Annotated in this window: 11 protein-coding genes and 1 other annotated feature; all 11 genes read right to left on the bottom strand. The window is 57.2% G+C overall.

Annotation, left to right across the window (positions count from 1 at the left end; all coding sequences use genetic code 11):
- Nucleotides 1-101 precede the first annotated feature (101 nt).
- Nucleotides 102-1,640 carry a response regulator transcription factor gene (locus RIN49_RS05300; RefSeq protein ID WP_309119119.1) on the bottom strand — a complete coding sequence of 513 codons (1,539 nt, stop codon included), beginning with the start codon at nt 1,638-1,640 and terminating at the stop codon, nt 102-104.
- On the bottom strand, nt 1,637-3,421 hold the full coding sequence (locus RIN49_RS05295) for a sensor histidine kinase (RefSeq protein ID WP_309119118.1): 1,785 nt from the start codon (nt 3,419-3,421) through the stop codon (nt 1,637-1,639). Before RIN49_RS05295 ends, RIN49_RS05300 begins: the two co-directional genes overlap by 4 nt.
- Before the next feature lie 334 nt (nt 3,422-3,755).
- A complete protein-coding gene (locus RIN49_RS05290; protein ID WP_309119117.1) occupies nt 3,756-5,417 on the bottom strand; it encodes a 2-isopropylmalate synthase in 1,662 nt (553 codons plus the stop codon).
- A gap of 66 nt (nt 5,418-5,483) precedes the next feature.
- Nucleotides 5,484-5,743: a binding site (T-box leader), on the bottom strand.
- 52 nt (nt 5,744-5,795) lie between these two features.
- The gene (ilvC, locus tag RIN49_RS05285) at nt 5,796-6,788 is read right to left on the bottom strand and encodes a ketol-acid reductoisomerase (RefSeq protein ID WP_309119116.1); all 993 of its coding nucleotides are present in this window, start codon (nt 6,786-6,788) and stop codon (nt 5,796-5,798) included.
- Nucleotides 6,789-7,047: 259 nt separating this feature from the next.
- Complete coding sequence (gene ilvN / locus RIN49_RS05280) at nt 7,048-7,530, bottom strand: acetolactate synthase small subunit (protein WP_309119115.1); 483 nt, start codon at nt 7,528-7,530, stop codon at nt 7,048-7,050.
- Complete coding sequence (gene ilvB / locus RIN49_RS05275) at nt 7,527-9,245, bottom strand: biosynthetic-type acetolactate synthase large subunit (protein ID WP_309119230.1); 1,719 nt, start codon at nt 9,243-9,245, stop codon at nt 7,527-7,529. Before ilvB ends, ilvN begins: the two co-directional genes overlap by 4 nt.
- 509 nt (nt 9,246-9,754) lie before the next feature.
- Complete coding sequence (locus RIN49_RS05270) at nt 9,755-10,012, bottom strand: hypothetical protein (RefSeq protein WP_309119114.1); 258 nt, start codon at nt 10,010-10,012, stop codon at nt 9,755-9,757.
- Nucleotides 10,013-10,783: 771 nt separating this feature from the next.
- Nucleotides 10,784-11,143, bottom strand: coding sequence for a 50S ribosomal protein L20 (gene rplT, locus RIN49_RS05265; protein ID WP_138195009.1), 360 nt, complete (start codon nt 11,141-11,143; stop codon nt 10,784-10,786).
- Between the two features lie 36 nt (nt 11,144-11,179).
- Nucleotides 11,180-11,380, bottom strand: a complete 201-nt coding sequence (gene rpmI / locus RIN49_RS05260; protein WP_138195008.1) for a 50S ribosomal protein L35 — start codon at nt 11,378-11,380, stop codon at nt 11,180-11,182.
- A gap of 27 nt (nt 11,381-11,407) precedes the next feature.
- Nucleotides 11,408-11,959, bottom strand: coding sequence for a translation initiation factor IF-3 (infC, locus tag RIN49_RS05255; protein WP_238392499.1), 552 nt, complete (start codon nt 11,957-11,959; stop codon nt 11,408-11,410).
- Between the two features lie 189 nt (nt 11,960-12,148).
- Nucleotides 12,149-13,381 carry a glycosyltransferase family 2 protein gene (locus tag RIN49_RS05250; RefSeq protein ID WP_309119113.1) on the bottom strand — a complete coding sequence of 411 codons (1,233 nt, stop codon included), beginning with the start codon at nt 13,379-13,381 and terminating at the stop codon, nt 12,149-12,151.
- Nucleotides 13,382-13,670 lie beyond the last annotated feature (289 nt).

The raw sequence follows: 13,670 nt of genomic DNA, 5'->3' as shown, positions 1-13,670 counted from the left end.
TTGAATATCCGGTTCAAAACCTGTAATTTCTTGTCCTTTGCAAAATAGCAAAAAACCGATGGGCGGTTTCCCATCGGTTACGTCCTAACCGGAAGTTCCGGTCAGTTTTTCTTCTTTTTGCGGTAGTCGCTGGGCGACATGCGGTGGACCATCCGGAAGACGTTGGTAAAATAATTGGGATCGTCATATCCGACCGCAGCGGCGATTTCAAATACCTTCATGTCGGTATTGACAAGCAGGAGCTCCGCCTTCTGCATGCGAATCTTGGTCAGATACGCGCTGAAATTGTCGCCCGTTACCTTTTTGAACAGCTTGCTGAAGTACGTCGGGCTGATGTGAAGATGCTCGGCTACTTCCGTTAGCGTGCAGGCTTCCCTATAGTGCTTATCGATATATTCGAGGGTCCTGTCGATCAGGTTGTCGTTCTTGCCGGCTTTCCATTCCTCGTAACGGGCCAAAAACCCATCGGCCGCCGACCTGATCCAAGCGCCGGTTTCCTGGACGGACTGCAGGGCCTGCAGGTTCCCGATCCGTTCCCCGAAGCCCCCCGTTTCCTCCGGCGCATCCAACTGGCGCTTGGCCGTGGCATGCATCGCGAACGTCAGCGCGAGCGCCTCCATCTTCGCTTCGGCAAGAGGAAGCTGCCGAAGGCGTTCTACCATGTCCGAGAGCACCCGCTCCAGGTTTTCCACCTGTCCGAGAAGAATAGCTCCGGTCAACTGGGCTTCCAGCTCCTTGGAGCGGGCCCGGCTCTCCATTCGTTCCGCCGGAGCGGCGTCCCATTCCCACTGCGGTCCGTAAGCGGAACGGGCCTTCAGATACCTCTCATAATTGGCGGGAGGATCCTCGGCCGAGGTGATCGTCCCGCAGGCAATGACGGTCAGGCTAATGCCGATGTAATCCAGCAACGCCTCTCTGCACTGACGACCGAATTCCTCCGCATCGGTCCCGGCTTCCAGGAACAGCGAGAACCGGTCGAACTCGAGCGATACGAACGCGCCTTTCCGATCGTCGCGAGCCATCATCTCCGAGATGATGTTGTAAAGCGCAAACTGCAGGAGCCCGAGGTCCTTTTCCCGGTACTGTCGGTTTTTCGGAAAATAATCGTCCACCGCGACGAGCAGCATCTGCCTGCCGATCACCTGCTCCCGCGCGAGGCGCTCCTCCGCGGAAAGCATCGGAAGCCGGAGCGTCAGCGCACGCAGCAGCGCTTCCTCCTTCAGCTTGCGGTCCGCTTCCCGTTCCTCCTGCTGGCGGAGCACTCCCTTCAAGCGTTCGTACGCCTTCTTCAGCACCTCAAGCAGCGTCTGTTCATTGCACGGCTTCAGCAAAAAATCGACGACTCCGTAGCGGATCGCGGCCTGGGCGTACTGGAAATCCTCATAACCCGTCAAGATAATGACCTCGACCTGCGCCTCTGTCCTGTGCAGATGCTCGGCTAGCCGGATGCCATCCATGCCCGGCATGCGGATGTCCGTCAGCACGAGGTTTGGCTGCGTCGCTTGGATCCATTCCAATGCCTCTTCACCGTTCTCGGCTTCTCCGACAACCGTCCAGCCGATTGTCTGATCCTCGATCATTTTGCGAAGACCTTTGCGGAAATACACCTGGTCCTCCACCAACAAAAGCTTTCCGTTCACGCCCCCTTCTCCTCCTTACTATCCTCTTGTGGATAGGGCAAATACAAATGCATCGTCGTTCCATCGTTCGGCGCGCTCGTAATCTCGACCCGGTACGGCTCCCCGTGGACCAGCTTAATGCGTCGAATGACGCTTCGAATCCCGAGCGACTCCCTTTCTCCGCCTGGAGAGGCGGAGAAGATCTCTTCGATCTGCGCGTTGTCCATGCCTTTGCCGTTATCCGCGATCTCGATTTTCAAATATTGGTCCAGTCGATACGCGCGGATGACCAGCTTTTTGGAGGAGGACCGGTTCCGAAAGGCATGCACGAACGCATTTTCCACAAGAGGCTGCAGCAAAAGACGCTGTACGTCGCAGTGCAGCACATCGTCGTCGGCCAGAATTTCGGCTTCGAATCCGTTTTCCACGAAAGCGTTTTGGATGATCAGGTAATTCTGAATCTGCTCGAGTTCCTCTTCAAGGGTCGTCCGTTTTTTTATCCGCTCCAACGAATATTTAAGGAGACCCGAGAGCGAGGAAACGAGATTGGCGGTGTCGAGATCGTTCTGCAGGTAGAGCTTCCAGTAGAGACCGTTCAGCGTATTGTACAAAAAGTGGGGGTTGAGCTGGGCCTGGAGCGCCTTCAACTCCGCTTCGCGTTCGCTGATCTGGCTCAGATACACCTCTTTGATAAGCGAGTTAACGTTGGACGCCATCGCGTTGAAGCTGTCCGCCAAAAAACCGAGCTCATCTTGCGACCGGGTTTCGATCCGGGTGTCGAAGTTCCCTTCCCGCACCTTCCTCATCGCTAGAACCAACTCTCCCAGCGGTCGCAGAAGGCGTGAGCTGAGCAGCACGATCAGGAGCCCGCTCAGGAAAATGCTTAGGAGCCCAGACATAAGGTTGAGATTGAGAATGGACTGGCCCTTTTGAAAAATTTCGGACAAGGACGTCCGGCTTACGAGCGTAAAGTTGTTGTTGGGGGAATAATTGCTCGTATAAAAAAAGGATTCTCCCCCGCGCGTTTCGATCCCATAGTTTTTCAAAGAAAAGAGCCGCTCGGCCTCGCCCGGAGTAAGCTTCTCGTCGTCCGTGTACAGCAGCTTTTCCTTCTGGTCGTACAAGTAAACGCTGCCTTCCTCCCCGCTGCCGATTTCCCGAAAGGTTTTCGTTATGAATTCCTCGTCGATGACCATAACCAGCATGCCGTACATGCCGAGACTGTTGTTCCGCATCCAACGGGAAGCAAGGAACACGTTGCGAAATCCGCTCGGTTCGATCCGGCTTGGAAGCGATTTGCGCATCCAGATGATTTCACCGCTGGAGTCCTCCACCACCCTCCGAATTTCCCCGAACGTTCGGAGGTCCAGCGGATCCACGGTTTCCTTCATAAGGGCGTGATAGTAATTGACGCCGTCCATATCGTACAGGTATAGGGAAAGCAGCTGCGGCGCATCGAACTTGACCTGACGAAGCTCGGTTTTGAGCACCTCTTCGTCAAGAAAGCGCTCCGCCGGGCCGACCTCCTTGAACTGCGAGAATTTCCCGATGATCTGCTCCACCGTAGGGTTGAAGACGATATAATTGGAAATCCGGTACAACTCTTGGATCCGAAGCTCAAGCTGGGTCATGGCTTGTTCGTTCGCTTTTACGTATTGGCCGCTTACCTCTTCCTCGAATAAATGGATATGCGCCTGGTAAGAGAGAACGCCGGTCAATCCGAAGGTAAACAGGATAATCGCCGAAATGCCGACGAGCAGCTTGGTTTTAAACCTCGCTCTCGCCAACCACCGTTTCCGCAAAAGAAGACCTCCGTTCTCGGGCGAAACTTCCCGTCTGAGACTTTCCCTATTAAATTCTACATACATGAACACTCTCCTCCAAAACAAGAAAAGCCCCGGACCGGTTTCCCGCCGGGCTTTCAGATGCTCACAGAAATTTTGGTTATAAACGAAATGTTATCGGAAACGAAGAAGACGACGCACTAACAAAACAAACTTCCAGGCTTTTAGCTACACTTTTTTGGCCTTCAAGGAGCGCTGTGAACTTAACCAAGAAAAAAACTGCACCTCCAATGTTAGATGAGTGTCTAACGATTGGGGTGCAGTTCCATTCCGCCGAACGGGTTTATCCTCTTTACGTACGCTTCATATTGTTGACGGCGCTGAACAGCGCCTTGACGGACGAGGTCATGATGTCCGCGTCCACGCCGGAGCCCCAGTGCACGGTTCCGTTCGCGTCGGTAATGCCGATATACGAGATCGCTTGCGAGCCGGAGCCGATTTCCAAGGCATGTTCCTTATAGATCAAGTTGGAAAACGAAATGCCCGCATTCGCCTGCAGCGCATTGCTGATCGCGTCCAGTCTTCCGTTGCCGTTGCCCTCGAGCGACTGCTCGACGCCGTCGATCCGGACCTTCACGATCGTCCGGTAGTCGTCGCTCTCTTCGAACCGGTACCGGACGAAGGAGATCGGCTCGTTCACGTTGACGAAAGACTCCTGGAAGATCGCGAAAATTTCGTCCGCGACCAACTCCTTCTGCAGCTTGTCGGAGACGTCCTTCACGCGGTAGCCGAGGCTTTCCCGCATGCCTTGCGGCAGGTCGAGGCCGTATTTCTGCTGCAGAATGTACGCGACGCCGCCCTTGCCGGATTGGCTGTTGATGCGGATGATGTCGCCTTCGTATTCCCGGCCGATGTCGAGCGGGTCGATCGGCAGGTACGGCACGCTCCAATGCGGCGGGTTCTGGTCCTCGCGCCACTTCATGCCCTTCGCGATCGCGTCTTGGTGCGAGCCGGAGAACGCCGTGAACACGAGCTCGCCGCCGTACGGATGGCGCTCGCCGACGCGCATTCTCGTGAGGCGCTCGTAGACCTTCAAGATCTCGGGCAAGTTGTGGAAGTTCAGCTTCGGATCGACGCCGTGCGAGTACAGGTTTAACGCGAGCGTCACGATGTCGACGTTGCCCGTGCGCTCGCCGTTGCCGAACAGCGTCCCTTCGACTCGCTGTCCCCCGGCGAGGATGCCGAATTCCGCGTCGGAGACGCCCGTGCCTCGGTCGTTGTGCGGGTGGAGCGACAGGATGACATTTTCCCGGTAGTGCAGATTCTCGCTCATGTATTCGATCTGGCTCGCATACACGTGCGGCATGGACATCTGCACCGTGGACGGCAGGTTGATGATCACCTTATTGTCCGGCGTCGGACGCCAGACGTCGAGCACCGCGTTGCAAATCTCGAGCGCGAATTCGACCTCCGTGCCCGTGAAGCTTTCCGGCGAATATTGGAACTGGAAGTTGCCCTCGGTCTCCGCCGCGCACTCCTGGAATAGCTTCGCGCCGGCCACGGCGATGTCGACGATCTCCTGCTTCGACTTGCGGAACACCTGCTCCCGCTGCGCGAGCGACGTCGAATTGTACAAGTGGACGACCGCGCTCTTCGCGCCCTTGAGCGATTCGAACGTCTTCCGAATGATATGCTCTCGGGACTGGGTCAACACCTGAATGGTGACGTCGTCCGGGATCAGGTTTTGTTCGATCAGCGTTCGCAGGAACGTGAATTCCGTCTCGGACGCGGCCGGGAACCCGACTTCGATTTCTTTGAACCCGATATCCACGAGCATCTGGAAGTACTCCAGCTTCTCCTCCAGATTCATCGGCACGATGAGGGCCTGGTTGCCGTCCCGAAGGTCGACGCTGCACCAGATCGGCGCTTCGGTAATATACTCTTTCTGCGTCCACTTCAGACTTTGCCGGGGAGGCATAAAATACCCTCTGGCGTACTTCTCCACGTTTTTCATTGTTTCACCCTTCCTTCTCCGTTTCGCGATTGACAGACAACAAAAAGAGTCTTCCGTCTCCTCTTACAAGGAGACGAAAGACTCAGCATCTTACGCGGTACCACTCCGGTTCATATCCGTGCGGATATGCGCTTAGCGGATCAGGACGAAGTTGTCCTGCATCCTCCTGTATGTAACGGTCAGGGTTCCGGCTCCTCCTACTACGAACGATACGGTTCAGGGAGCAACTCCAAGGCGAGTTCGGACGATTCCCGCGGCTGCTTCGCACCGGCCAGCAGCTCTCTGAGCGCAAGAAGCGTCTTACTGTTCCTCTTCAACGTTTTTCGCTATGAGCTTATTCCTTCATTGTACTCCACGCGATGCGGCGATTCAAGCCTATTACTTCTTGATCCAAGCCATCATTTCGCGAAGCTGGCCGCCGACCACTTCGATCGGATGAGCGGCTTCGTTGCGGCGCGTCGCCGTCATGAACGCCTTGTTGGATTGGTTCTCGAGGATGAAGTCGCGAGCGAAACGGCCCGTCTGAATGTCTTCGAGGACGCGCTTCATCTCTTTCTTCGTCTCTTCCGTCACGATGCGAGGACCCGTCACGTAGTCGCCGTACTCGGCCGTGTTGGAGATCGAGTCGCGCATCGTCGCGAGGCCGCCTTCATAGATGAGGTCGACGATCAGCTTCAGCTCGTGCAAGCACTCGAAATACGCCATCTCCGGCGCGTAGCCCGCTTCCGTCAGCGTCTCGAAGCCGGCTTTGATCAGCGCGGATACGCCGCCGCAAAGGACCGCTTGCTCGCCGAACAGGTCGGTTTCCGTCTCTTCCTTGAAGGACGTCTCGATGACCCCTGCGCGCGTGCAGCCGATGCCGCGAGCGTACGCGATGCCGATGTCGAACGCCTTGCCCGTCGCGTTCTGGTGGATCGCGATGAGGCCCGGTACGCCGAAGCCTTCGACGAAGACGCGGCGCACGAGGTGACCCGGCGACTTCGGAGCGACGAGCAGCACGTCGATGTCGCTGCGCGGGTTGATTTGGCCGTAGTGTACGTTGAAGCCGTGAGCGAACAACAGCGTCGCGCCGCTCTTGATGTGCGGAGCGATTTCTTCGTTATATACTTTCGCTTGCGTTTCGTCCGGCATCAGGATCATGATGACGTCCGCTTGCGCAGCCGCCTCGGACACTTCGAGCACCTTGAAGCCGTCGTTTTCCGCTTTCGTCCACGACTTGCCGCGGCGAAGGCCGATGATAACGTTCACGCCGCTGTCGCGGAGGTTTTGGGAATGCGCGTGGCCTTGGGAGCCGTAACCGATGACCGCTACCGTCTTGCCGCTGAGTACGCTTAAGTCTGCATCTTTGTCGTAGTACAATGTTACTGCCATTTCGTATGATTCCTCCTTGGAATATATAGCTGCTTTTATTATTGAAGGACCTTGTTTAAGGGTCGATTTCAACGCATGGGTTCGAATCCTGGCTCGAAAAGGCGGAACGCCGTCCGTGACGGCGAGGGCTTACGCTCCGCGAGTCATCGCCGTTACGTCCGTGACGGCGAGGGCTTACGCTCCGCGAGTCATCGCCGTTACGTCCGTGACGGTTTACGCTCCGCGAGTCATCGCCGTTACGTCCGGTGACGGCGAGGACTTACGCTCCGCGAGTCATCGCCGTCACGCCGGTGCGCGTCAGCTGCAAAATGCCGTACGGCTTCATCAGCTCGACCATCGCGTCGATCTTCTCGGTGTCGCCGACGACCTGCACGATGACCGTCGACGGCGAGATGTCTACGACGCTGGCGCGGAACGTATCGACGACCGCGAACAGCTCCGGCCGCGCGCCCGGCTCGGCGCTGACCTTGATCAGCGCGAGCTCGCGGGAAATCATCGGGTTGGCGCTAAGGTCGATGACCTTGATTACGTCGATCAGCTTGTATAGCTGCTTCTGGATTTGCTCGAGCGTCCCGTCGTCGCCGGTCGTCACGATAATCATCCGGGAGAGCCCCGGCTCTTCCGAGGTTCCCACCGTGATGCTCTCGATATTGAAACCGCGGCGGCCGAATAGTCCCGAGACGCGCTGGAGCACGCCCGGCTGGTCGTTGACGAGGACGGCGATCGTATGCTTCTTCGTCATTCCGCATCCCCCATAATCATTTCGCTGATGGACGTGCCTGCCTGCACCATCGGATACACGTTCTCGTCGCGTCGTACGACGAATTCGACGAGCACCGGTCCCGGCGTATTCATCGCTTCCTGCCAAGCCGCTTCCGCTTCTTCCTTGTTCGAAGCGCGGAGCCCCTTCACGCCGTACGCTTCGGCCAGCTTCACGAAGTCCGGGCTGCCGGCGAGGTCGATGTGGCTGAACCGTTGGCCGTGGATGATCTCCTGCCATTGGCGAACCATGCCGAGCACCTGGTTGTTGAGGACGGCGATCTTGACCGGAATGTTGTGAATCGCGCAAATCGCGAGCTCCTGCGAACACATCTGCATGCCGCCGTCGCCGTTGATCGATACGACCGTCGCGTCCGGATTCGCCACCTGGACCCCGATCGCGGACGGGAAGCCGAAGCCCATCGTCCCGAGCCCGCCGGACGAAATCCACCGGCGCGGATGGTTGAAGCGGTAATATTGCGCCGCCCACATCTGATGCTGGCCGACGTCGGTCGTCACGAACGCGTCGCCGTTCGTCTGGCGGTGGATCATCTCGACGACCCACTGCGGCTTCAGCTCTTCTTCCGAATCCTTATAGGACAGCGGATGTTCCGTCTTCCACTCGTTCACTTGCTTAATCCATGCTTCCGACTTCGCCGGCTTCGCCTTCTGGTTGGCGAGCTCGAGCACCATCTTGACGTCGCCTACGCAAGGGATCGCCGTCGGTACCGTCTTTCCGATCTCCGCCGGGTCGACGTCGATGTGCGCGATCTTCGCCTTCGGCGCGAACGCGGACACCTTCATCGTCACGCGGTCGTCGAACCGGGCGCCGATGCCGATGAGCAGGTCGCAGTTTTGCAGTGCCGTGTTCGCCGTCCATGTGCCGTGCATGCCCGGCATGCCCATCCACAGGTCGTTGCCGCTCGGGAAGCCCCCGAGGCCGAGCAGCGTCGTCGTTACCGGAATTCTCGTCTTCTGCGCGAACTCGAGCAGTTCTTCGTGCGCCCCGGCGTAGACGACTCCGCCGCCGGCCAAAATGACCGGCCGTTCGGCTTCTTCGATCGCCTGCAGCAGCTTGTTGACTTGCCCCTTATTCGGCATGACCGTCGGATTGTATCCGCGGATACCGACTTCCTCCGGGTATCGAAACTCCGTCAGATGCGAGGAGACGTCCTTCGGGATGTCGATAAGAACCGGTCCCTTGCGTCCCGTGTTGGCGATATGGAACGCTTCGCGGATCGTCTTCGCTAAATCCTTGACGTCGCGTACGAGATAGCTGTGCTTCGTGATCGGCATCGTAATGCCCGTGATGTCGGCTTCTTGGAACGCGTCCGTACCGATGAACGTCGTAGCGACGTTGCCCGTAATGACGACGAGCGGCACGGAATCCATGTACGCCGTCGCGATCCCCGTCACCAGGTTCGTCGCTCCCGGACCCGACGTCGCGATGCAGACGCCAACCTTGCCCGTGGATCGCGCATAACCGTCGGCCGCGTGAATCGCGCCTTGCTCGTGGCGAGTGAGCAGATGTTTAAAGTCGGGATTCCCGTGCATTGCGTCGTAGATATACAACACGGCGCCGCCCGGGTAACCGAAGACGCACTCCACGCCTTCCAGCAGCAAGGAGCGAAGTAGAATTTCAGAGCCAGAGATTACGTCGGGCTTAAGCAGTCGGGTGCGCAGTTCTTCACTATCCAGCTTCGCGGCACTGAGTTGTTGTACGCTCACATGAGACCCTCCATTCATGTACGAGAAAATTAAGAATAAAAAAACCCTTCCGTCCCTGGCGCCGCATGACGCGGTGCAACAAAGGGACGAAAGGGGTTATCTTTCGCGGTACCACCCAAAATTCGCTGTAGCCTTACGGCATCAGCCTCTAGCAGATACGCGGACATGGCCGGGGCGTCGACTCTCCCCTGCGCGATCCTGCGCGCCTGCGGCACGATAACGTGTGCCAACCCGATTCCTCCTAGTAAGCGCGAATTCGCGTTGAAGCGGTAAAGTCGCACGGTTCAGAAGAACAGCTCCGAGGTGAGCTCGCATATACGGGAGTTATGGCGAAGGTTGCAGCTAATCCTTCCGCTCTCTGAACATAAGAGCCCGTAAAGCTTCGTCCTCTTCACAGCCGATCGATGTATCAAATACAGTGTGTTCATTTTGCTTAAAGATTATTATAGGGTTGCGTGAATTATGCGTCAAGTTTTAATTTACCGAATCCGAATTTCGAACGGTTCGCGGACGTAAGACGGATAGTTGGAAATGCGGAACGTCAGCGGCTGCGCGTATGCTTCGTCCGGGATTTGGAAGGATACGGACTGGCCTCCGGTCTCCCCGTCGTCTCCGTAGACATGGCCGTTCCCTATCACGTATCGGCGCCCGGAGCCGTCTTCGAATGCCCCTTCCACGACGGAATACAGCATATTGTCCGCCTCGTCCACGCCGCGAAGAAGAAAGCGCAGCTCCAACCACTCGCCCCGATCCGTCGCTTGCTCCAGCGAGATGCGATGAAGGAAAAGATTTGCTTCGAGTTCGCCGCATCCAACTCGGCCTCGACCGCGATGCGCATCGGGTACGCGATCGCGCGCTTGAACGTCACTCGCTGGCCTTCCGGCTTCAATCGAACTACTCATTAGACTGCCGACTGCGGCAAACGGTTTTGACTTGCCAATTGGGGACTCGTATGGCGCGCCGCCCCGACTTTTGTGGAACTCCGCCACATCCGCCGCTCCCCCGCCGACCGGCTAGACAATTTACTCCCCAATTGGGGACCCGTTCCCCAATTTTCATGGCGCGCCGCCCCGACTTTTGTGGAACTCCGCCACATCCGCCGCTCCCCCGCCGACCGCCTAGACAATTTACTCCTCTCAATTGGGGACCCGTTCCCCAATTTTCATGGCGCGCCGCCCCGACTTTTGAGGAACCCCGCCACATCCGCCGCTCCCCCGCCGACCGCCGAGACAATTTACTCCTCAATTGGGGACCCGTTCCCCAATTTTCATGGCGCGTCGCCCCGACTTTTGAGGAACCCCGCCACATCCGCCGCTCCCCCGCCGACCGCCGAGACAATTTACTCCCCAAATTCCCGTTCAATCGCCGAATTCGGGGCCATCCCCCCCAAATCAGCGGAAGCTTTTCCCGTTCGCACGAAAAAACCGCCGCCCGCCCTGAGGAAAGCGCTCGATTCATCTCGAGCACGATCCGCGAGGCGGACGGCGGTTCTATGACGACGCGCGAATTTACGCGTTGATCTTCTCTTTCGCTTTGCCGGCGAGCGCGTTGAACGCGTTCAGATCGTTCACGGCGAGGTCGGCGAGCATCTTGCGGTTGACCGTAATGCCGGCGAGCTTCAGGCCGTGCATCATGCGGCTGTAGGACAAGCCGTTCGTGCGAGCCGCGGCGTTGATCCGGACGATCCAAAGCTTGCGGAAGTTGCGCTTCGTCTGACGACGGTCGCGGTATGCGTAAAGCAAGGACTTCATCACTTGCTCGTGAGCTTTCTTAAACAGGCGGTGCTTCGCACCGAAATAACCTTTGGCAAGCTTGATGAATTTCTTATGGCGACGACGAGTCACGAACCCGCCTTTAACTCTTGTCATGGAAATACCCTCCTATATATGGTCGTGCGAAGATGATTATTTAAGGTTGAGCAATTGCTGCTTCAGACGCGCGTAGTCGCCCGTGTGCATGAGCGGCTGCGTGTTCAATACGCGCTTCTGGCGCGGGCTCTTGCCGGAGAGCAAGTGGTTCTTATGCGCTTTGTAACGCTTCACTTTGCCCGTGCCCGTAATTTTGAAACGGTCTTTCAAGCTGCTGTGCGTCTTCATTTTAGGCATGACAGGTGTTCCTCCTAGAAATTATGGTTAGGTCGTCTTGTTGGGGGCCAAAATCATGATCATGCTTCGGCCCTCGAGCTTCGGACGGCGTTCTTGCACGGCGATGTCCTGCACTTCGGCGGCTACGCGCTCGAGCACCTTCTGACCGACGCTGGCGTGCATGATTTCGCGTCCGCGGAATCGAATGCTGCACTTCACTTTATCTTGGTCGTTAATGAACTTGACGACGTTGCGAAGCTTGGTCTGGTAGTCGTGCTCGTCGATCGTGGCGCTGAAGCGAACTTCCTTCAGTTCGACGACCTTCTGGTTCTTGCGGTTTTCTTTCTCTTTCTTCTGTTGCTCGTACCGGAACTTCCCGTAGTCCATAATCCGGCATACCGGCGGCTTCGCCGTCGGAGCGACGTTCACCAGGTCGAGATTCGCGTCGACGGCCATCTGCATCGCTTCGCGGAACGACACGATGCCGATCTGCTCGCCTTCCGCGCCGACGAGACGGACTTCCCGGGCGCGAATTTCTTCGTTAATCTGATGATCCTTGCTAATGGTATGCCACCTCCAAAAAATGGTCGATCCAAGCAAACAAAAAACGCGGCGCACGGTGGGAAACCACCAGTGCCCGCGTCTACCGACGAACTTTATGGCGCATATGTACGCGCTGCTCGTTAGCGGCGAACCAGCCGATCGAAAATCGGTCAGGTGAGAAGCGGGCGCTCCTTCTTTTGCTCACTCGAGATCCTAATATAACACAAGGCGCCCGCCTCAGTCAAACTAAAATTTCTGAACGTCGTCGAGCCGCAAGACGCGCGTATGCTTCGTATGGCTCCAGCTCTTGTTGTTTTGCGTGAAGAACGCGTGGAACGTGATCGGATACCACGACAGCAGGAACAACGGGAACAGGAGGAGCGAGAGGTACATTTTCCAGGACTTGACCTTCTCGAGCGCCAGCGCCAGCGGGAACTGCATGTAGACGACGATCAAGCCCACCGTGCCGAGCCAGATCGGAACGAAATCGTACACCGAGATGAACGTCGGCTTGCCCGGCATGATTTGATCGAACCACAGGACGACGGTGAAAATAAGCGACACGAGCACGTTGTACACGCTGACGGAGTAGAGCGCCGTATCGATCTTCGTCCACTTCCGTTCCTTGATGCCTTGCCACAGCAGCGGGAGGAAGTAGCGGCGGGCGACGTCGAAGTGCCCTTGCATCCAGCGCAGACGTTGGCGGGCGGACGCTTGGAACGTCAGCGGCTTCTCGTCGTACACCTTCGCGTCGTAGTTGAACGTCGGGTAGACGCCGCGCTGCACGCAGCGCATCGTGAACTCGAGATCCTCGACGAGCGACGTCGCGCCCCAGCCCATCTCCTTCAGCAGCTTGGACTCGAAGCACATGCCGGTGCCGCCGAGGAAGTTCGCCATGCCGAGCGCGCGGCGCGGCATCTGCCACAGCCGGTTGCAGAACCAATACGTCACGCCGTAGGCGGCGGTGATCCAAGAGTCGGCCGGATTTTTCGTATCCAGGTAAGCCTGTACGACGCGCGAGCCGTTGCACAGGTCGTTGTTCATCTCGCGTAAGTACTGCGGGCTGACGAGGTTATCGGCGTCGAACATGACGACGGCGTCGTACTGCCGCTCCATGCTCCACAGCTCCTTCAGCATCCATTCGATCGCGAAGCCTTTGCCGCGCAGCGCGTTGTTGTGCCGCTCCATGGCGATCGCGCCGTGCGCGCGGACCACGTCCGCCGTGCCGTCCGTGCAGTTGTCGCAGATGACGAAGATGTCGTACATCTCGCGCGGGTAATCGAGCGTCTTCAAGTTTTCGATCAGCGCCCCGACGACTTGCTCCTCGTTATGCGCGGCCACGAGCACCGCGAACGTCTTCTGCGGCGCGTGCACCTTGCGTTCCTTCTTGATTTTCAATCCCCAGAACGACAAGACCAACTGATAAAGCCCCACTGCGAACAATCCGATTTGCACGACGAGAACGATTGCGTTCATCATGCTGCCCCCTTTTTCTCTCTTATACGGTACTTGTTACCAGACGACGAAAGTCGGCTGAAGGTTTCGTTCGAATCGAACTCGATTCTGGAACATGGCAAATCGCTTCCTGATTTTGCGTCAGAACGGCTAGGAAGTCAAAAACCGTCAGCGGCGAAATCCGGCGATTCTCCCGCGGAAAACGGGATTGTCGCACGCTTCGGCACCGACGGTTCATTCATTATTTCACGTTATGTTGTTATTTTACCGTTTTTCGCGATTTTTATGACAAAAAGATTACCGTTTGTTACAG

Origin of the sequence: Paenibacillus sp., from assembly GCF_031177825.1 — a bacterium.
In the GTDB taxonomy this organism is placed as follows: Bacteria; Bacillota; Bacilli; order Paenibacillales; family YIM-B00363; genus Paenibacillus_AE.
Note: the sequence above shows the minus strand (reverse complement) of the source record. Positions and strands in the feature narration are given on the sequence as shown.